The 20,008-nt window shown below is 44.4% G+C and carries 18 protein-coding genes; 9 read left to right on the forward strand and 9 right to left on the reverse strand.

The genetic code is table 11. The annotated features are described in order from the left end of the window. Positions 1-31: 31 nt before the first annotated feature. The 4 genes from D7V92_RS03750 to D7V92_RS03765 all read left to right on the forward strand — a co-directional run bounded on the left by D7V92_RS03750 (position 32) and on the right by D7V92_RS03765 (position 3,087). Complete coding sequence (locus D7V92_RS03750) at positions 32-322, forward strand: hypothetical protein (protein WP_005854588.1); 291 nt, start codon at positions 32-34, stop codon at positions 320-322. A gap of 2 nt (positions 323-324) precedes the next feature. Continuing rightward, positions 325-873 (forward strand): 1-acyl-sn-glycerol-3-phosphate acyltransferase, encoded by a 549-nt coding sequence (locus D7V92_RS03755; protein WP_121772294.1) that lies wholly within the window; start codon positions 325-327, stop codon positions 871-873. A 157-nt stretch (positions 874-1,030) separates the two neighbouring features. Further along, positions 1,031-1,816: an amidohydrolase gene (locus tag D7V92_RS03760; protein WP_121772295.1), complete on the forward strand. Its 786-nt coding sequence runs from the start codon at positions 1,031-1,033 to the stop codon at positions 1,814-1,816. A 20-nt stretch (positions 1,817-1,836) separates the two neighbouring features. After that, positions 1,837-3,087: an MFS transporter gene (locus D7V92_RS03765; protein WP_121772296.1), complete on the forward strand. Its 1,251-nt coding sequence runs from the start codon at positions 1,837-1,839 to the stop codon at positions 3,085-3,087. Positions 3,088-3,089: 2 nt separating this feature from the next. Here D7V92_RS03765 and D7V92_RS03770 read toward each other — a convergent pair whose 3' ends face one another. From D7V92_RS03770 to D7V92_RS03790, 5 genes are all read right to left on the reverse strand, one after another. Next, positions 3,090-5,396, reverse strand: a complete 2,307-nt coding sequence (locus D7V92_RS03770) for a sensor histidine kinase (protein WP_121772297.1) — start codon at positions 5,394-5,396, stop codon at positions 3,090-3,092. A gap of 93 nt (positions 5,397-5,489) precedes the next feature. Beyond that, positions 5,490-7,406, reverse strand: coding sequence for an ATP-binding protein (locus D7V92_RS03775; protein ID WP_121772298.1), 1,917 nt, complete (start codon positions 7,404-7,406; stop codon positions 5,490-5,492). 208 nt (positions 7,407-7,614) lie between these two features. After that, positions 7,615-9,546, reverse strand: a complete 1,932-nt coding sequence (gene dnaK / locus D7V92_RS03780) for a molecular chaperone DnaK (RefSeq protein ID WP_005864708.1) — start codon at positions 9,544-9,546, stop codon at positions 7,615-7,617. Between the two features lie 201 nt (positions 9,547-9,747). Continuing rightward, positions 9,748-11,325: an Rne/Rng family ribonuclease gene (locus D7V92_RS03785; protein ID WP_005864710.1), complete on the reverse strand. Its 1,578-nt coding sequence runs from the start codon at positions 11,323-11,325 to the stop codon at positions 9,748-9,750. Positions 11,326-11,550: 225 nt separating this feature from the next. After that, the gene (locus D7V92_RS03790) at positions 11,551-11,823 is read right to left on the reverse strand and encodes an HU family DNA-binding protein (RefSeq protein ID WP_005854607.1); all 273 of its coding nucleotides are present in this window, start codon (positions 11,821-11,823) and stop codon (positions 11,551-11,553) included. Between the two features lie 189 nt (positions 11,824-12,012). Between D7V92_RS03790 and mutY the strand changes: the two genes are divergently transcribed. Genes mutY through D7V92_RS03815 form a run of 5 tightly spaced genes read left to right on the forward strand, consistent with a single transcriptional unit; the run spans position 12,013 to position 16,235 of the window. Further along, positions 12,013-13,092, forward strand: coding sequence for an A/G-specific adenine glycosylase (gene mutY, locus D7V92_RS03795; protein ID WP_005864713.1), 1,080 nt, complete (start codon positions 12,013-12,015; stop codon positions 13,090-13,092). A 48-nt stretch (positions 13,093-13,140) separates the two neighbouring features. Next, positions 13,141-13,650 carry a single-stranded DNA-binding protein gene (gene ssb / locus D7V92_RS03800; protein WP_121772299.1) on the forward strand — a complete coding sequence of 170 codons (510 nt, stop codon included), beginning with the start codon at positions 13,141-13,143 and terminating at the stop codon, positions 13,648-13,650. A gap of 25 nt (positions 13,651-13,675) precedes the next feature. Beyond that, the gene (gene gldE, locus D7V92_RS03805) at positions 13,676-15,028 is read left to right on the forward strand and encodes a gliding motility-associated protein GldE (RefSeq protein WP_121772300.1); all 1,353 of its coding nucleotides are present in this window, start codon (positions 13,676-13,678) and stop codon (positions 15,026-15,028) included. Positions 15,029-15,034: 6 nt separating this feature from the next. Beyond that, positions 15,035-15,616, forward strand: a complete 582-nt coding sequence (locus D7V92_RS03810; protein WP_121772326.1) for a gliding motility protein GldD — start codon at positions 15,035-15,037, stop codon at positions 15,614-15,616. A gap of 1 nt (position 15,617) precedes the next feature. Then, positions 15,618-16,235 carry a 4'-phosphopantetheinyl transferase superfamily protein gene (locus tag D7V92_RS03815; RefSeq protein WP_121772301.1) on the forward strand — a complete coding sequence of 206 codons (618 nt, stop codon included), beginning with the start codon at positions 15,618-15,620 and terminating at the stop codon, positions 16,233-16,235. An 87-nt stretch (positions 16,236-16,322) separates the two neighbouring features. Here D7V92_RS03815 and D7V92_RS03820 read toward each other — a convergent pair whose 3' ends face one another. From D7V92_RS03820 to D7V92_RS03835, 4 genes are read right to left on the reverse strand one after another with little or no spacing between them, the layout of a single operon-like run. Further along, complete coding sequence (locus D7V92_RS03820; RefSeq protein WP_005854619.1) at positions 16,323-17,066, reverse strand: shikimate dehydrogenase; 744 nt, start codon at positions 17,064-17,066, stop codon at positions 16,323-16,325. Between the two features lie 14 nt (positions 17,067-17,080). Next, positions 17,081-17,824: a bifunctional demethylmenaquinone methyltransferase/2-methoxy-6-polyprenyl-1,4-benzoquinol methylase UbiE gene (ubiE, locus tag D7V92_RS03825; protein ID WP_008773451.1), complete on the reverse strand. Its 744-nt coding sequence runs from the start codon at positions 17,822-17,824 to the stop codon at positions 17,081-17,083. 10 nt (positions 17,825-17,834) lie between these two features. Beyond that, positions 17,835-18,785: a phosphoribosylaminoimidazolesuccinocarboxamide synthase gene (locus tag D7V92_RS03830; RefSeq protein WP_005864727.1), complete on the reverse strand. Its 951-nt coding sequence runs from the start codon at positions 18,783-18,785 to the stop codon at positions 17,835-17,837. 11 nt (positions 18,786-18,796) lie between these two features. Further along, on the reverse strand, positions 18,797-19,789 hold the full coding sequence (locus D7V92_RS03835; protein WP_005854625.1) for a PhoH family protein: 993 nt from the start codon (positions 19,787-19,789) through the stop codon (positions 18,797-18,799). Positions 19,790-20,008 lie beyond the last annotated feature (219 nt).

Below are 20,008 nucleotides of genomic sequence, written 5' to 3' on the forward strand. Positions count from 1 at the left end.
ATATTTGTGGATAATTAAATATGAAATAATTATGGCTAAAAGAAGAATTTTAAAGAAAGAGATCAGCTACGTGGCTGGTGAATTGTTCACGGAAGCGCTGGTTTGCAAATTGTATATACCCGGAGTAAATCAAGAGAAAGCGGATGCTTTGATGGCTCGTATCCTAGATATGCAAGATAGTTATATCGTTCGTGCCGGACACCCCGACGGCAAGGATAACAAGGCTCTCGTACGGAATTATTATCGCAAATTAAGAGAGGACTTGCAAAACGAGGTTAACGCTATCGCCGACGAGATAGGAGAGTTGAGCAAGGACAAATAGGCATGAAGAAGGCAATTAGTAAGACGATACTCCGTATGGCGGGGTGGAAGCTGGGCCCGGTGGATGGCGTGGATTTGCCGAAATGTATCGTATGTGTGGCTCCGCATACCAGTAACTGGGATTTTATCGTAGGGAAACTTTTTTATACCTCGATCGGGTGTAACGCCGGTTTCCTTATTAAGAAAGAGTGGTTCTTTTTCCCTTTTAATTTGCTGTTTAACTGGCTGGGAGGTGTTCCGGTGGATCGTGGTAAACGTACGTCGGTGACCGATCAGATGGTGGAACGTTTCAAGACCAGTGAGCGGTTTCAATTGGCCGTCACACCGGAAGGTACCCGGAAGCGGGCCAAGGACTGGAAAAAAGGATTCTATTTTATCGCTTTGAAAGCGAACGTGCCGATCGTGGTGGCTTATTTTGATTATGGAAAGAAAGAGGTTGGCACGAAAGGTGTTTTTTATCCGACAGGTGATGTGGATAAAGATATCCATACGATACGAGAGATGTATCGGGGAGTTACCGCCTGCCATCCTGAGAATTTCGTACAGGTATAGGAGTTTCATGGTGAAGAAATAAGAGTTTTGCTATAGGAAAACAAAAGTTTTCCCTAGGAGAAACAAAAGTTTTGCTATGAAGAAACTACTGTTTCTTCACCATGAAACTGTTTCCTTGTCACAATATGTCTTTTTATTACCTTAATATCTTTATTCTATGACTGAAGACTTACGTATCAGTATGATACAATCCCATATCATTTGGGAAGACCGTGAAGAGAACTTGGGTTATTATGGCGAACTGTTGCGCCGTGTTAGTGGAAGAACCGATTTAGCGGTATTGCCGGAGACGTTTACTACGGGATTTTCCATGGACGTAGAGAAACAAGCCGATACGATGGATGGACGGACTGTACCGACTATAAAGGAATGGGCTAAGAAATATAAACTGGCCGTGGCTGGAAGTTTTATCGCGAAAGATAACGGAAAGTTCTACAACCGGGCTTTTTTCATCACTCCGGAAGGAGAGGAGCATTATTACGATAAGCGTCATTTGTTCCGTATGGCGGAAGAGGACAAGCATTTCTCGGCGGGCGACAAACGTCTGATCGTGCCTTATAAAGGCTGGAATATTTGTTTGCAGGTTTGTTATGACCTACGTTTCCCGGTTTGGAGCCGCAACGTGAATAACGAATATGATCTTTTGATTTATGTAGCCAATTGGCCCGAGGCCCGGAAGAAGGCGTGGAAGGCATTGCTGCATGCACGTGCCATCGAGAACATGGCTTATGTCTGTGGCGTGAACCGTGTGGGGGTAGATGGGAAAGGTTTTCTTTTCAGAGGGGATTCCATGATTTATAACGCAAAAGGAAAGAAATTGGCTGATGCCGGAAAACGAGAGGAAATCACCCGGACATGTACCTTGAAGAAGAGCGAGCTGGATGAGTTCCGGGCTAAGTTCCCGGCGTGGAAGGATGCGGATGGATTTAGTATTGACTTCTAATCGTTTAATTCCTTCTTATTATGGAAAAACGTAATCCTTGGGCTTGGATCCCGTCTCTTTATTTTGCCGAAGGCTTGCCCTATGTGGTAGTCATGACGCTTTCTGTGATCATGTATAAACGTCTGGGCGTCTCAAATACGGATATCGCCTTATTTACCAGTTGGCTTTATTTTCCTTGGGTGATCAAGCCCATCTGGAGCCCGTTCGTAGACTTGATTAAAACGAAGCGTTGGTGGATTTATAGCATGCAGCTATTGATTGGCGGGGGAATGGCAGGTGTGGCGTTCGTCCTTCCCGGGGATTTCTTTCTGCGGTTTACCTTGGCTTTCTTTTGGTTGATGGCGTTTAGTTCCGCTACGCACGATATCGCTGCGGATGGGTTCTATATGCTGGGCTTGACGGAGGAGCAACAAGCGTTCTTTATCGGTATCCGAAATACGTTCTACAGGGTGGCGATGCTAACGGGACAAGGTCTGCTGGTCATGCTGGCGGGGCTTTTGGAGGAGAGTACCGGGCGGATTTCTTTTGCTTGGAGTCTGGTGTTTTTTGTATTAGCCGGTACCTTTATCGCCTTGGCTTTGTGGCATAAGTATATCTTACCCCGTCCGGCGAGTGACGCGCAACGTACGAATATCACCCCTCATACCATCTTGGTGGAGTTTGGCAATACTTTCGTGAGTTTTTTCAGCAAGAAAGGGATTGTCCCGGCTTTGCTTTTTATGCTGACGTATCGTTTGGGGGAATCCCAATTGGTAAAGTTGGCTTCTCCTTTCCTGCTGGATGGGCGGGAGGTTGGCGGGCTGGCGCTCAGTACCGGTGAGGTCGGGTTCGCTTATGGTACGGTGGGAGTGATCTCCTTATTGCTCGGAGGGGTTTTAGGAGGTCTGGCTATATCCCGGGGGGGCTTGAAGACTTGGTTATGGCCTATGGCATTGGCTATCTCCTTGCCGAATCTGGTTTATTTGTATATGGCTTATACGATGCCGGAGAGTATTGTTGTCGTAAACGCTTGTGTCGCTGTCGAGCAATTCGGCTACGGATTTGGCTTTACGGCTTATACGATGTATCTGATGCTTTTCGCCGAAGGGGAATATAAGACTTCGCATTATGCGATCAGTACCGGTTTCATGGCGTTAGGTATGATGCTACCGGGAATGGCATCGGGATGGATACAGGAGCAGATCGGTTACCAACATTTCTTTATCTGGGTAATGATCTGTTGCATACCTTTATTTATTGTATTGCCGTTCTTGCGTTTCAAGAAAAAATAATCTTATACCGATAATCCGGGAGTGTAGGGGAGGGTCACGATGAATGTGCTACCTTCCCCTTCTTTGGATTCTAGGGTGATATATCCTCCGAAGTGTTCGATGATAATTTGGCAGATCGCCAGTCCGAGACCTGTCCCTTGCGCAAACTCGTCCAGTTTGTTGAACCGTTCGAATACTTGGGCTTGCTTATCTGCGGGAATGCCTTTGCCCGTATCGGTAACGGAGATCTGGATCCAACGTTTATCTTGCGTATAATCGTATTTAATCAAGATGTATCCTTGCGTCGTGAATTTTGCGGCGTTGTTTATGAGGTTGGTAATCACTTGGGTTAATCGATGTAAGTCCGCTTGGATAATGGCCGGGAGGACCGGCAGTTGTATTTTAAGCGCTACGCCTTGGGGCATCAACAATTGATGGGTGCGGTAGATATGGGATAGTAATTCGTTTAAGTCACAATTCGTGAGGGTAAACGACATCTTACCGGACTCGATGCGGGATAGATCGAGAATGTCATTGATTAATTTCAATAAGAGGTCGCTGTTCTTACTGATAACTTGCATGAACTCATCCCTCTCGTTCGGGCTTATTTCCATATCGCTTGTTAGCAGTTCCGAAAATCCAACGATGGCGTTAAGCGGGGTACGTATCTCATGGCTCATATTGGCGAGGAACGCTGATTTCATTTGGTCCGCTTCCTCGGCCCTTATACGGGCTTTGATAAGATCTTCCTCTACTTCCTTACTTTGTTGGATATTTAAGCAGAGCCCGTTTACTCCGACATTATTGCGGGTGGAGTCTTGTCCATTCTTCGCTTGCGCATATCTGAATTCCCACCATATATGCCCTTTGCCGTTGAAATTATATCGGCGGCGGGTGATCTTACGGGAAGGGAATCCTGTATCAAGCAGGTGCTTATGTTGGATGAAATCTTCCCGGTCTTCAGGGTGGATAGACTCTTGGAATTGCGTGGAGGTGATCGGCTTTATCGGCATATCCAACGACTTATAGAAATCATGGTCGAACTCGAATACGCCGTTGCTGTATCGGAATGCGAAAATATCACCGCTCTCTAAAGCCAACGAGAGGAATTCTTTCTCTTTCCGTAAACTTTCTTGAGCCTGTTTCTTGTGAGAGGCTTCGCGACGGTATTGTACTCTTTGATAGAAAAGCGTCCATAGGATAAATAGGGTTAGAAGAATCCCGCATAGAATAATATATGTTTGATAACGAACCACAAAGGGCATGTTCAAGAAGATGCTGTTTTGAGGCAGTTCTTTCCAATCGATCCCCCATTTATTTAAAGTCGGGTAATCGAACAGATAGTTTTTGGCGCTTTCTGTTATTTGTGGGAAGCTATTGGCCGGTGTGCCTTTGAGTATGCTGGCAGCTCGTCGTAAGGCTTCTTGGGTTTGGCTCTCTACCGGGGTCATATATCCCCCGATGAAGCCTCCGTCATATCCTACGGATTCGTTGATCGCCGAGAAGCTGGGAAATGAGCAGAACCTACCTAAGGCTATCGAGGTATAATCTCTTTTGGTAGCAAGGTAGGCCTTGTTGTAAGTACTTGTACCTAATCCCCAGATCAAGTTGGAACTGGTGCGGGGTTGAATGGTTTGTATATAGAGGGAATCGAACGGTACTTTTGGGAACCGCACTAAAGAAGAGGATCTCTTTTTATCGGATGGGGATGAATACTGGGGATATTTAAGGTAATCGGGTCTAGCCTTGGAGCATAGCCCTTTTATTTGCTCATCCATATCTTTCAGGATCTTTTTGTCAAGAGCTGTACTATCAGAGACACGTACAATCACGCATTTTCCCATGATTCGCTCAATAAGTTCGACGTTTTTCCGATAGTCCGGCTTATCCCAAAATCCGGATACGTTAGGATACTTTTGAATTAAGGGTATGTTTGGGTAGTTGACTCCGGTAAAAACGATAGGTACGCTATCTAATAAAGGATGTTCGCAAGCCAATAAGGAATAGGTCGCTTGATCATCGTTTACGATTATGATATCAGGCTTCCATAAAGATAACGTATTGAGTTCCGTATATATTCTTTGTTTCTCTTCTGGCGATTGATAAGCTTCGCAATTAAGATAGAACGTGAAGATACTGGCATGAATGCCTTCCTTCTGGAATCCTTTTTTAAAAGCCTCTTCTATATCTTTATAGGCTTGAAAGTCCGGCTCATAAGATTGGACTATCAAGATACGCTTTTCCGTGGTTGAGCGTTCGCAAGAATTTGCGACCAATAGAAATAATGGAAGCAACAATAAAAAAAGATAACGATAAGAAGTGTTCGCCATGTGTATAGCTTCAATATAATAGGTACAAATGTATAAAAAGTAATTGGATATCAAAGAGACAAATGTCTATTTTTCTTGGCTTCTGAGGTTGGTTTATAATTCGAAAACCAAGGAGATGCGGCACCCCTTATTCTTTTCGGACTGGAGCAAGATACGCCCGTTTAATTGTTTTACGATAGCTTGGCAGATCGATAATCCAAGACCTGTTCCTTGCACGAAATCATCCAGCTTCTTGAAACGCTCGAATATCGCTTCTTGGTCCTCGGGAGAGATCCCGATGCCTGTATCCTGCACATAAAGTCGGACGTCTTGTGCGTCAGCGGAATACTCGTAACCGATCTCTATAAAGCCTGCGGAAGTAAATTTTATGGCATTTTTCAGTATGTTCTCGAGCGCTTGGTAAAGTCGCTCCTTATCCGAATATAAGCAGATCGGCGTATCGGGGCATTTCTCCTTGAATTCGATACCTTCGGGGACATCGGAAAGATGTTGTTTGTAAAGGGTTTTCACTAAATCCGTTAAATTGCAGGATTCTTTATGAAAGACGATACCTCCGGATTCAATCCTTGCCAAATCCAATATGTCATTGACTAACTTTAGTAATAACTCGTTATTGGTCGTGATGATATTAGCGTATTGCTCCTTCTCTTCCGCTGTCAGATCCAGTTCGGCGATTAGGCTTGAAAAGCCGATGATCGCATTTAGAGGGGTACGTATCTCATGACTCATGTTAGCCAAGAATACGGATTTCATCCGGTCGGACTCATTGGCTTTCTCCAAGGCTTCCGCTAATGATTCCTTTTCATGTAATAGGGCTTTTTGCGCTTGTCGTTTTGCCTTGGATTCTTGGGTATACATGATGATGAAGCTACCGAAGACAAAGCAGCACATCGTGCTGACTACGATTATCAAGCTCCAGAATAATCTTGGATATTGGTCCTTAAAAGGAAAGTTCAAAAGTATAGCATCCTTCGGAAGAAGCCTTTTATCGATATTCCAATATTTGACTTCATTGAAATCAAATACATAATTCTTCTTGCTCTTTGTTATCTGTGGGAATGATTCGCTAGGGGAGCCTTTTAATATTTCTGCGGCTCTATCGGTAGATTCTTCTATTTGGGTTTCCAAGGAGGTGATATAGCCACCTACAAGTTTATTCGAATATCCTAGATCCTCGTTGATCGCCGTAAAAGAGGGTTTACTGGAAAAACGGCTGGTGTTCAATACCCGGTAATCCCGTTTGGCCTGTAGATAGTAGATGTAAGGGACGTGTTTACTCATGTACCAAGAAACAGCTGATAGCTTGTCTCCTTGTACGGGCACGATGTTGACGGTCGTACTATCCGGCCGCTTTAAGCTTTGATTGACCCTGTCCAAAGTAGCGATCTCTACCGGTATATACATGATACGATTATTATCGACCCGAATGTCTACTTGAGCACATTGCTCATGTAACGTAGCCTTAATGTGCCTATCTATATACGTACTATCGTGCAACATATAAATCGTAGACTTGCCCAACAGATGTTCTATCAAGCGGATGTTCGTGACGTAGTCGGGCTCGTCCCAGAATCCGGAAACATTCGAATATTGCGCCAATAGTGCCTTATTGGGGAAATTTACGCCGCCAAATACAATGGGAATTGTAGAAATTAGCGGATGATGGCATTGCATTAACGTGTAAGTCGCTTGATCCTCGTAGACTAATATCAGATCGGGTTTCCAAGTAGAGATCGAATCTAGATACAGGTACATCCGTTTTTCTTCGGCGGGTGCCGCATATTGCTCGCAGTTCAAATAGAATGTTTGGATCGACGGATTAATCCCCTTTTTCTCGAGGGATTCCCGGATCAACCGATCGCAGTCTTTATAAGCTACATAATCGCTTTCATAGGAATGTACTACTAATATACGATATTTATTTCCCGACTGTTGACAAGAGGACTGTAGAATGGCTAGCAGAAAAAGTAGAACAAATATGTAATATTTCTGTATAGATCTCGCTAGCATAAGTCGAAAATTAGTACGTTGCCCTTAATCGTAATTTAAAATGAGTGTTTTTATGCGAGTGCAAACTTATTAATAATTATTGGATATCAATGGCTTTTTTATTGAATATATAGGGCTAAAATAAAAAACGGCTATCAGATCCCGAAGGACCCGATAGCCGTTTTTCTATCTTATGTGGAGTAAAGGAGCGGTTAAAAACCGCTTCTTTTTATTTTACTTCCTCAAAGTCAACGTCCGTAACGTTACCGTCTTTGCTGTTGTTGCTGCTACCTGCGTTACCGCCAGCTTGTTGACCACCGAAGTTAGGATCTGCTTGCGGGCCGCCTTGAGCACCGCCACCTTGAGCGTTGTACATTTCTTGGCTAGCTGCTTGGAATACGCTGTTCAATTCTGCCATAGCAGCATCGATACCTGCGATATCCTGAGCTTTATGAGCTTCTTTCAATTTGTTCAAGGCACCTTCGATCGGAGCTTTCTTGTCTGCCGGAAGCTTGTCGCCAAGATCTTTCAATTGTTTCTCGGTCTGGAAGATCATGCTATCCGCTTGATTCAATTTATCGATACGCTCTTTCTCTTTCTTATCGGCCTCTGCGTTTGCGGCAGCCTCTTCTTTCATACGCTTAACCTCATCATCGCTCAAACCGCTGGAAGCCTCGATACGGATACTTTGTACTTTACCGGTTCCTTTATCCTTGGCGGATACGTTCAAGATACCGTTGGCGTCGATATCGAATGTAACCTCGATCTGAGGGACACCACGTTGTGCGGCAGGTATTCCATCTAGGTGGAAACGGCCGATAGACTTGTTGTCTTTAGCCAAAGAACGCTCTCCTTGCAAGATGTGGATCTCAACAGAAGGCTGGTTGTCTACAGCAGTCGTAAATGTCTCGGACTTCTTGGTCGGGATGGTCGTGTTAGACTCGATCAATTTAGTCATTACACCACCCATTGTCTCAATACCTAAAGACAGCGGAGTAACATCCAACAACAATACGTCCTTAACCTCACCTGTCAATACACCACCTTGGATCGCTGCACCTACGGCTACTACTTCATCCGGGTTAACGCCCTTAGACGGAGCTTTACCGAAGAATTTCTCAACGATAGCCTGTACAGCCGGGATACGAGTAGAACCACCTACCAAGATCACTTCGTCGATATCAGAAGTTGACAAACCTGCGTCTTTCAAGGATTGACGGCACGGTTCGATACATGCTTGGATCAGACCGTCAGCCAATTGCTCGAATTTAGCACGAGTCAAAGTCTTAACCAAGTGCTTTGGAATACCGTTTACCGGCATGATATACGGCAAGTTGATCTCCGTGCTAGTCGTACTTGACAACTCGATCTTCGCTTTCTCGGCAGCTTCTTTTAAACGTTGTAAAGCCATCGGGTCTTTACGTAAGTCTACGCCTTCCTCTCGTTCGAATTCTTCAGCCAACCAGTCGATGATTACGTGGTCGAAGTCATCACCACCTAGGTGAGTATCACCGTTTGTTGATTTTACCTCGAATACGCCGTCACCTAACTCAAGGATGGAGATATCGAATGTACCACCACCTAAGTCGAATACGGCGATCTTCATGTCTTTGTTCGTCTTATCCAAACCATAAGCTAAAGAAGCGGCAGTCGGTTCGTTTACGATACGGCGTACGGTTAAACCTGCGATCTCACCAGCCTCTTTCGTAGCCTGACGTTGAGCGTCACTAAAGTAAGCAGGTACTGTGATAACGGCTTCCGTTACTTCCTGTCCCAAATAATCCTCAGCTGTCTTTTTCATTTTCTGCAGGATCATCGCTGAGATTTCCTGCGGAGTATACAAACGTCCTTCGATATCTACACGAGGAGTGTTGTTATCACCACGCACTACTTTATAAGGAACGCGATTGATTTCCTTTTGTACTTGGTCATAAGTTTCACCCATGAAACGTTTGATAGAGAATATAGTCTTTTCAGGATTGGTGATAGCCTGACGTTTTGCGGGATCACCTACCTTACGCTCGCCGCCTTCTACGAAAGCTACGATTGAAGGTGTTGTTCTTTTACCTTCGCTGTTCGCAATAACAACCGGTTCGTTACCTTCCAATACGGCAACACAAGAGTTGGTTGTTCCTAAGTCGATTCCAATAATCTTTCCCATGATTGTAAATATTTTAATTGTTATTATTCATCGTCCGTCATCTTCCTTGTTGAAAGGATTCACATAGTATTCAACAAATGCCGTGCCAAAGAAGTTCGGGTTTGAAAATAAATAATGCGTGTCATGAATCGTGACATTTTGACGGTTTGGCAGGATACAAAAAGCCCCGGAACCGTTCTAATAGGCCCGGGGCTTCTCTTGTTATTTGTTGATTATTTCCTTTTCTTCTTTCATGTCAAGCTCATTCTTGTCGGCATCAAAGAATTTGTATTCAAGAAAGGCGAGACTTTGATTGGGAATAACTTTTAAACCATGGGTGTACTTCATTTTCCACTTCATGCTCAAGGGGAACAACCCCTTGTTCACATACGCTGCGACATACGGATGTACATGCAGGGTGAATTTCTTCACGTGATGTTTGTTTACTAAGCAATCTATTTTTTCTTCCAGGCTGTCGGTAAACAGGATGGAAGGCTTAACCGTTCCTGTTCCGAAACAGGATGGGCAGTCTTCTGACGTATCCACGTCCATTGCCGGACGTACCCGCTGACGGGTAATCTGCATCAAGCCAAACTTACTAAGAGGAAGGATGTTGTGTTTAGCCCGGTCATTTGCCATTGCCTTTGTCATGTGTTCAAATAGCTTTTGCCGGTTGGCAGCCTCTGCCATATCGATAAAGTCTATAACGATGATACCTCCCATGTCTCGTAAGCGGAGCTGACGGGCGATCTCATCGGCGGCGGCTATATTTACGTCGATAGCTGTCTTCTCTTGAGCATCGCTGCCTTTGGAACGGTTCCCGCTGTTCACGTCGATAACGTGCATAGCTTCCGTGTGCTCGATAATCAAGTAAGCTCCACTCTTGTAAGTGACAGTTCGTCCGAATAGCGACTTGATTTGCTTGGTGACCGCAAAGTTGTCAAAGATAGGAAGCTCTCCCGTATATAACTGTACGATTTCTTCCCGTCCCGGTGCGATCAAGCTTACATAGTCGCGGACATTATTGTAGACCTCCTTGTCATTTACATAAATATTTTGGAAAGAGGGGTTGAATATATCCCGAAGTAAAGCTACGGTACGTGCCGTTTCTTCGTAAACGATAGCCGGAGCTTTGAGTTTAGGCACCTTCACGATATTATCTTCCCATCGTTTCACCAATGTCTTTAGTTCATGATCAAGCTCTGCGACACGTTTGCCCTCCGAGGATGTCCGTACGATAACACTGAAATTCTTCGGTTTGATACTTTGGATTAACTGGCGCAAACGAGCCCGTTCCTCGCTTGATTTAATTTTGGTGGAGACAGATACTTTATCGGCGAACGGTATCAGCACGATATATCTTCCGGCAAAAGAAAGCTCGGAAGTCAATCGGGGACCTTTCGTCGAGATAGGCTCTTTAGCAATTTGAACCAACACCTCTTGTCCTACTTTCAGCACGTCGCTAATACTCCCGTTCTTTTCGATCTCCGGTAGAATCTGAGTTTTCGACAGTACCGGCGCCTTTTTGGGATCGCTCAGCAATTGCTTTAAATATTTCTGTTGGGTGTTGAAGTTAGGACCTAAGTCCAAATAGTGAAGAAACGCATCCTTTTTGTAACCGACATCAATGAACGCAGCGTTTAAGCCCGGCATCAGTTTCTTAACCTTACCTAGATAGATATCACCAACGGCGAACGAGACGTTGCGGGCCTCCTTTTGGAGCTCCACAAGGCTCTTGTCCTCCAAGACGGCGATAGATACCTCTTTGGGCTGTACATCAACTACTAATTCACTAATCACTTAAGATGTGTTTTTTAAGATCAGACCTTATAAAATACGCAAAGAACAAACTTAAAAGGTCACTTATTAAGTTTGTTCTTTAGAGTTCGTTAGATAGACTTATTTCTTCTTATGTCTATTCTTCTTCAGTCTCTTTTTGCGCTTGTGCGTAGACATTTTATGTCTTTTTCTTTTCTTTCCGCTAGGCATCGCTTTAAAATTTTAAATTAAACGTATAATAATTAATTACTTAACTTCACCAATAAAAGTCTTAGCCGGCTTGAATGACGGAATGTTGTGTTCCGGGATGATGATCGTAGTATTTTTTGAAATATTACGAGCTGTCTTTTGAGCTCTCTTCTTAATAACAAAACTTCCGAAACCTCTCAAGTAAACGTTTTCGCCTTGGGCTAAAGAACTTTTTACGATATCCATGAAGGACTCAACGCTTGCTAGCACTGTCTGTTTGTCGATACCAGTGCTTTTTGAAATCTCGCTAACAATATCTGCTTTAGTCATGTCTATAAATTAATTAATTGATTTTGACCTATTAATTTTTTGGAATGCAAATATATAGCTTTTTATTTAAGTGGAAAAAGAATTGAGCTTCAATTTTTAAATAAAAAGATTCTTCTCGATTCGTAATATATATGTATGTTTGCGGTAATCAAATAGTTATGATGTTGAAAAGTGAGAAAGGGAGCAGTTATGTTACAGTATGAAAGTGAGTTAGAAATCAGCCGGATATTGGTTGAGTGGTATGAAACCTATAAAAGAGAGCTTCCTTGGAGGGAAACGAGAGACCCTTATATCATCTGGATATCGGAGATTATATTGCAACAAACCCGGGTTGTACAGGGATTGGAGTATTTTTTGCGTTTCACCGAACGTTTCCCGGATGTGGCATCTCTAGCGGCGGCGGAAGAGGATGAGGTGCTGAAATATTGGCAGGGCTTGGGGTATTATAGCCGGGCTCGTAACTTACATGCGGCGGCTAAATCTATCATGGAGCGGTTTAACGGGGTTTTCCCGGAGAATTATAAAGAGGTATTATCCTTGAAAGGTATCGGGGAGTATACGGCGGCGGCGATCGTCTCCTTTGCTTGGAACCAACCGTGTCCGGTCGTGGATGGAAATGTGTACCGGGTACTTTCCCGTTTGTTTGCCGTAGATACGCCGATCGACACCACGAAGGGTAAAAAGCAATTTGCGGAACTGGCCGGAATGATCTTGGACCCTAAGAACGCAGGGACGCATAATCAGGCGATCATGGAATTGGGTGCTTTGCAATGTGTTCCTCAAAACCCGGACTGCGGGGTGTGCCCGCTAAAAGATAAATGCATGGCGTTCGCTTCCGGCAATGTGCAAGCTTATCCGGTGAAACAAAATAAGACGAAGACAAGGGATCGTTATTTCCACTATCTATACATTATATATAAAGGACAAACTTGGATGAACAGACGGGCGGGGAAGGATATCTGGACCGGCTTGTATGAATTTCCTTTGATCGAGACGGATCATGCGATGGATTTTTCCGGTTTGTGTGAGACGCAAGCCTTCCGTAACCTATTGGGAGATGCTGGAAAATTGAGTATCACCCAAGGGTTATCGAATGTAAAGCATACGCTCTCCCATCAAATTTTATACGCTTCTTTCTATCAAATAGAGATAGAGCTGGTTCCGGAATCCTTGGGGAATTATCTCTCTTTGCCTTGCCGGGATATTGAGAAGTATGCCGTTCCCCGGCTGATACATATTTATTTAGAGAAATTAAACGGAAACTTGTGAGAATGATTGAATTTGTGTTTCTTTGTATGGTTATTAAGAATTTGAATTATGTCATTGAATAAGGTTATATTGATCGGCAACGTAGGCAAAGATCCTGACGTTCGCTATTTTGACAGTGGTGCCGCTGTCGCTAATTTCCCGCTGGCAACCTCGGAACGTGGGTATACGTTGGCAAATGGAACGGTGGTTCCGGAACGTACGGAGTGGCATAATATCGTAGTTCGTCGGGATTTGGTTCCTTTCGTGGAAAAATGGGTACGTAAAGGTTCCGGTGTATATGTGGAAGGCAAGATTCGTACTCGTAATTATGATGACCAAAGCGGCGTGAAACGATATGTTACGGAGATCCATGCGGATCGTATCGAGTTTTACAGTACGGGTTCCCGTCCGGCCGATGGTGGAAATACGACTGCACAAGGCGGTAGTATGCAGCCCAATGTGGAGCAAGGACAATCGGCTCAACCGACTACGGCGCCAAATACCGCTTATCAACAGCCAGCCGCCTCGCAGCCTAGCGCATTCTCAGAATCCAGTGACGCGGATGATCTCCCGTTCTGATATTGTTTAACTAATACTGTTTCCCTTGGACTCGGACTATTATTTATCGGGCTTATTTGAAAACGTAACGGTGCAGGCGCTGACAGCGGGTCCTGTGATCGCATTAAGCCTCGCTTTTTTACTGCTGTTTGTTTCCGGCTTCGTGTCGGCCTCTGAAGTGGCATTCTTTTCTCTAACCCCGGGCGACCTAAATGAGATCGGGGAAGAGAATCGCCCGGCAGATCCTGTTATCAAACGTCTCCTTGAACGTTCGGAGTATCTATTGGCATCTATATTGATCGCTAATAATTTCGTAAATGTGGCGGTCGTTATGTTGTGTACCTATGCGATTAACGCTTGGATTAATTTCTCGGCCGCTCCTCTTCTAGGCTTTGTGCTTGAGACGATTCTACTGACTTTCTTGCTTTTACTTTTTGGGGAGATCATGCCTAAGATTTACGCACAGAAGAATTCTTTGCGTTTTGTTCGTTTTTCAGCCTCTGTATTAAGTGGTTTGGAAAGCTTCTGCCGCCCATTCTCGAAAATCTTGGTTAATTCCACATCGGTCATCAATAAAGCGTTAGCGAAAAAGAAATATGATATCTCTGTAGATGAGCTTTCTAAAGCGTTAGAGCTAACCTCTACCGAGATCCCGGAGGAGAAGGAGATGCTGGCGGAGATTATCAAGTTTTATAATAAGACCGCTGATGAGATCATGACTCCTCGTCTGGATATGGAAGATATCGAGATCAAGATCAGTTTCCGTGAGGTGGTTGATTTTATTATCAAATCCGGCTATTCGCGTATTCCGGTATATTCCGAGACTGAGGATAATATAAAAGGTATCTTATATATCAAGGACTTATTGCCCTATATTGACAAGCCCGATACATTCCGTTGGCAGAGTTTGATCAGACCGGCCTATTTCGTGCCGGAAACCAAGAAGATCGATGATTTGCTGGAAGAGTTCCGTACCAATAAAATTCATATGGCGATCGTGGTCGATGAGTTTGGCGGTACCTCCGGTATCGTGACGATGGAAGATATCCTAGAGGAAATTGTCGGAGAGATCTCCGATGAGTATGATGAGGATGAGCAACAATTCATCCGTTTAGCAGACGGTAGCTTGATCTTTGAGGCAAAGATATTATTGACGGATTTCTTCCGGGTTATCGATGCCGATCCCTCAGATTTTGGTAAATTGACGGAAGAAGTGGAAACTTTGGCCGGTCTTTTGTTGGAGATAAAAGGGGATTTTCCACGCCGTAGGGAGATTATAGATTTTAAGGAATATCGTTTCCAAGTGCTGGAAGTGGATAACAGGAGGATATTAAAGGTTAAATTTAACCGTATCCCTGAAGGTACAGGGAATGATGAGAATGGGAAAGATACGAAGTAAATGTTTATGAAATGGATAGCTGCTGTCATAGGAGGTTCTCTGTTTTTAGGGATATGCTGTATTTCGTGTGTGGAATATACGCCGAAGCCACGGGGCTATGTTCGTATCGAACCTTCGAAGGCACAATATAAACCGCTTGATCTCAGTTACCTGCCTTTTAATTTTGATGTCTCTCAGACTGCGGTCATAGAGGTGCCGGATCAAAAGAAGGGTGTTACGGGCTTGAATATCTCGTATCCGGAGTTAGAGGCTAAGCTTTATTGCAGCTATTTGCCAATTACTCCCGCGTCCTTGGTGACGGTGGAGACGGAAAGCCGCTCTTTCGTCGCCCGCCAAATAAAGTCGGAGAGTCGGATATCGGAGAAAGCGTATTCCAACCCTGCCGCAAACGTTTATGGCTCGCTGTTTCTTCTGGATGGAGAATCGGCTTCTCCCATACAATTCCTGTTGACAGATAGTGTATCGAATTTCTTCCGGGGAGCCTTGTATTTTGACTGTAAACCCAATGCGGATTCATTAGCTCCCGCTATCCAATATATCCGGGAAGATATCATAGAACTTATACAAACTTTTAGTTGGAAAGAATAATATGGCCTTGCTATATAAACAACTCTCGCCGCTGCATGGAGTCTGGAAAATGGAAGAAAGTTCTGATGAGCTTTTGGGGATGCTTGAGCATAAAGCGGACTATTCTTCTTTTTTGGAGCGGGTATCGGCAGAGAAGCGGAGGCAGGAACGTTTCGCCAGCCGGGTGCTTTTAAAAGAGCTTTTAGGAGAGGAGGTAAGGGTTGACTATCATTCTACGGGTGCCCCGTTCCTCGCGTGCGTACCTTTATATATAAGTATATCTCATACGAAAGATTATGTGGCGGTAATCTTGGATAAGCGTCCGACAGGGATCGATATCGAGTATCGTTCGGACCGGATCTTGAAAATACGAAGTCGCTTTATGAATCCGGAGGAAGAGGCGGGTATCGATCTGGAGCATGAGGTCGAGCATCTATTAATCCATTGGTGCGCCAAAGAAACCTTGTTCAAGATAATCGAGCAGGAAGGAGTGGACTTTCAAAAGCATCTTCACGTGAATCCTTTTCCTTATTTATCGAGTGGGACGTTTAAGGGACGAGAAACCCGGACCGAGGCATGCCGGGAATATGAGTTGGCATATCAAGTTACACCGGACTATGTATTGACTTGGTTGAAGTAAGTTAACTTCATTGACTAACGAAGCTAACTTCATTGGCTCACGAAGCTAGCTTCATCAAATCATGTGGTTGGAAAGATATCGTTCGATCTATTTCTGCCAGATCTCCCAAGCGGCGAAAGCCTGTAATAGAAGCATTTCCAGACCATTTTTCACGACGGCGCCTTTTTCTTTTCCTTTCTTCATGAAAAGGGTCTCATCCGGATTGTAAAGTAAATCATACAATAGATGATTCGGCGTAAGTAAATCGTACGGGATATCCGGACATGAGTCTATATTAGGGAACATGCCTAAGGGAGTCGTGTTTACGATCACCGTATATTGCTCCATGGTTTTCGGAGTAATCTCATCGTACGTGATACAAAATTCTTTCGGTTTGCGAGAAACCAGCGTGGCACCAACGCCTAGCTGTTTCAGTCCGTGGAAGACTGCCTTCGACGCCCCTCCCGTACCAAGGATCAACGCTTTCCGGTGCGTTTCTTTCAATAAAGGATCAATCGATTGCTTGAATCCGATAATATCCGAGTTATATCCTTTCAGTTTAAGTTTGCCGAAAAGACCTTTTGTGAACTTGATGACATTTACCGCTCCGATCTGACGGGCATCGTCATCCAAATCGTCTAAATATGGGATTACTTGTTCCTTATAAGGAATGGTCACGTTTAAACCGTTAAGTTCAGGGTTTTCTTTGATTACGTTCTTAATCTCCTTGATAGAGGGAATCTCGAAATTCAAGTACTCAGCGTCGATCTTCTCCGCCTCAAACTTCTGGTTGAAATACGTTTTAGAAAACGAATGTCCGAGGGGATATCCCAGTAAGCCATATTTCTGCATAACCTTTTTATTGTTTATTCTTTAGATCCTGTATATAATGAACAGATCCCGAAGGTAAAGGTCCGTACACGGGCCTGCTTGAAGCCTTGGCGGGTGAGTAAATCCGTCATGACCTTTCCCTGAGGAACTACCTTGATGGAAGCCGGCAAATAATTATACGCGACTTTTTCTTTAGAGAGTAGACGTCCGATAAAGGGGATGACGGTCTTTGAATAGATCTGGTAGAGTTGTCTCATGGGAAAATGTTCCGGTGTGGAAAGTTCCAAGATCATGATATGTCCACCGGGTTTCAGCACCCGGTACATCTCTGAGATACCTTGCTCTATGTTCTCAAAATTACGAACCCCGAAAGCGGCGGTTACGGCATCGAACGAGTTTTCCTCGTAGGTCAAGGCCGTACAGTCCTGTTGCTCGAAGGATATATACTCCGAATAACCGGCGGCAGCTACTTTTTTCCGTCCCACTTCCATCATGCCTAACGAGATGTCGGCACCGACGATATGGTCGGGTCGCAGCTTTTTGTACATGGAGATAGCCAAGTCTCCGGTACCGGTAGCGATATCCAGTATCGTTTTAGGAGAGAAAGGACGCAGGAAAGCGATCCCTTTCCTGCGCCATATCTTGTCGATACCAAATGAGAGAGTATGGTTGAGTTGATCATACGTTTCGGCTATCGAGTCGAACATACGTTTGACTTGCGTACCCTTTTGTTCCTCTTTGTTATAAGGAAGTATTGTCTCTGAACCATACTGTGTCATGTGCGGTATCTTATTTATTCTGTAAATATTCGGTAACGTTTTTCTCGATGCGGTTCAGCAAGTTATCAGTCTCGCCTTTTACGAAAGTCTCCCCTGTGATATGCTCGAACAATTCGATATATCGGTTGCTGATTCCTTCTACGATCTCCGGTGTCATTTCAGGAACTTTCTGTCCGGATTTACCTTGGAAGCCATTTTCCATCAACCATTCGCGGACGAACTCCTTGGAAAGTTGCTTCTGCGGTTCCCCTTTGGCAAAACGATCCTCGTATCCTTCTGAGTAGAAATAACGGGAGGAATCCGGAGTATGGATCTCGTCGATCAAATAGATCTTGCCGTCACGATGACCGAACTCATATTTCGTGTCAACCAAGATCAAGCCACGTTCCTTAGCGATCTCGGTACCGCGTTTAAACAAGGCCATCGTATATTTCTCAAGAACCTCGTAGTCCTCTTTAGAGACCAAACCTTTAGCGAGAATCTCCTCTTTAGAGATATCTTGATCATGCTCTCCGATCTCAGCCTTTGTGGTCGGGGTGATGATGGGTTCGGGGAAACGTTGGTTCTCACGCATACCCTCCGGTAGTTTCACGCCGCAGATCTCACGTACGCCGCTCTTATAAGCACGCCATGCGCTTCCGCACAGATAACCGCGTACGATCATCTCAACCGGGAAACCTTGGCATTGAACGCCAACCGTTACCATCGGGTCCGGAGTAGCCATTTTCCAGTTCGGACAAATATCAGTCGTAGCGTCAAGGAACTTGGCGGCGATCTGGTTTAACATTTGTCCCTTGTAAGGAATACCTTCCGGCAAGATAACATCGAAAGCGGAAATACGGTCTGTAGCGACCATTACCAATACCTCGTCATTGATGTTGTATACGTCGCGTACTTTCCCATGGTATACGCTCTTTTGTCGCGGGAAATTGAAGTCTGTTTTAACTAATGCCTTCTTCATGACTCTTACTTTTAGTTGTTGTCTATATTCGTTTTCTTCTCTTTTGCCTCTTTGATCTCTTTCTTCCGTTTATCATCGAACTTATCATAAGCCTCTACGATTCGTTGGACAAGTTTATGCCGGACAATATCTTTCTTGGTGAACTCGATCTTACCGATCCCGTTTACGCCCTTCAATATTTGCATGGCCTGTATCAATCCGGACGTGGTAGAAGGCGGAAGGTCTATCTGCGTGACATCTCCGGTGACGATCATCTTGGCGTTCATTCCCAAGCGGGTCAAGAACATCTTGATTTGATGCGTCGTCGTGTTTTGCGCCTCGTCCAATATAATGACGGCGTCGTTCAAGGTACGACCGCGCATAAACGCTAGCGGGGCGATCTGTATCACGTTATTCTCCATATATTCCTTCAGCTTAGCTGCCGGTATCATATCCTGCAAGGCATCGTAAAGCGGTTGCAGATAGGGATCTAGCTTATCTTTCATCTCACCCGGCAAGAAACCCAGTTTTTCTCCGGCTTCCACGGCGGGACGGCTTAAGATGATCTTCCGTACTTCCTTATTCTTTAATGCTTTTACGGCTAGGGCGATAGCGACGAATGTTTTGCCCGAACCGGCGGGTCCTGTGGCGAAAACCAGATCGTTGTTCTCGAAAGCCTTTACCAATAACTGTTGATTCTCGGTACGTGCGGTAATCGGCTTGCCATTCATGCCGTGGATGATCAGGTTCTCCTGCTTCACGACCGTGGGACCTTTTCCTTTGATAATATCCAGAATCACGTCTTCGGAGAGCGAGTTAAACTCCTCACAGTATTTTTCCACCTCACGGATTTTCTTGAGAAAAAGCTCGGACTCATCCTCATCTCCAATCACTTTCATCACATTTCCACGGGCAACGATACGCAATTTCGGAAACAATGTCTTGATCAATTGCATATTAGAGTTATTCACACCGTAGAAAATTACCGGGTCTACGCTTTCAAGAATATAAATTCTTTCAATCATCCGCTATTCCTTTTATTAAATTACGCTTCAAAAAGATGTGCTATTTTTTATTATTCGAATCAAGTTACAAAATTAGTAATATTCTTTATCCATTGATGCAAAGGGAGAAGTTTTATTTCACGGGAACACATCTTTCAGCCGTCCGTCTACCATTTAGAGAAAAACTAATTGGAGTTAAGGGGGAATTTCGGATTTTTCCGTATGTTTGTCAGGCAAAAC

It is taken from the genome of Parabacteroides sp. CH2-D42-20 (assembly GCF_003670185.1).
Lineage (GTDB): Bacteria > Bacteroidota > Bacteroidia > Bacteroidales > Tannerellaceae > Parabacteroides > Parabacteroides distasonis.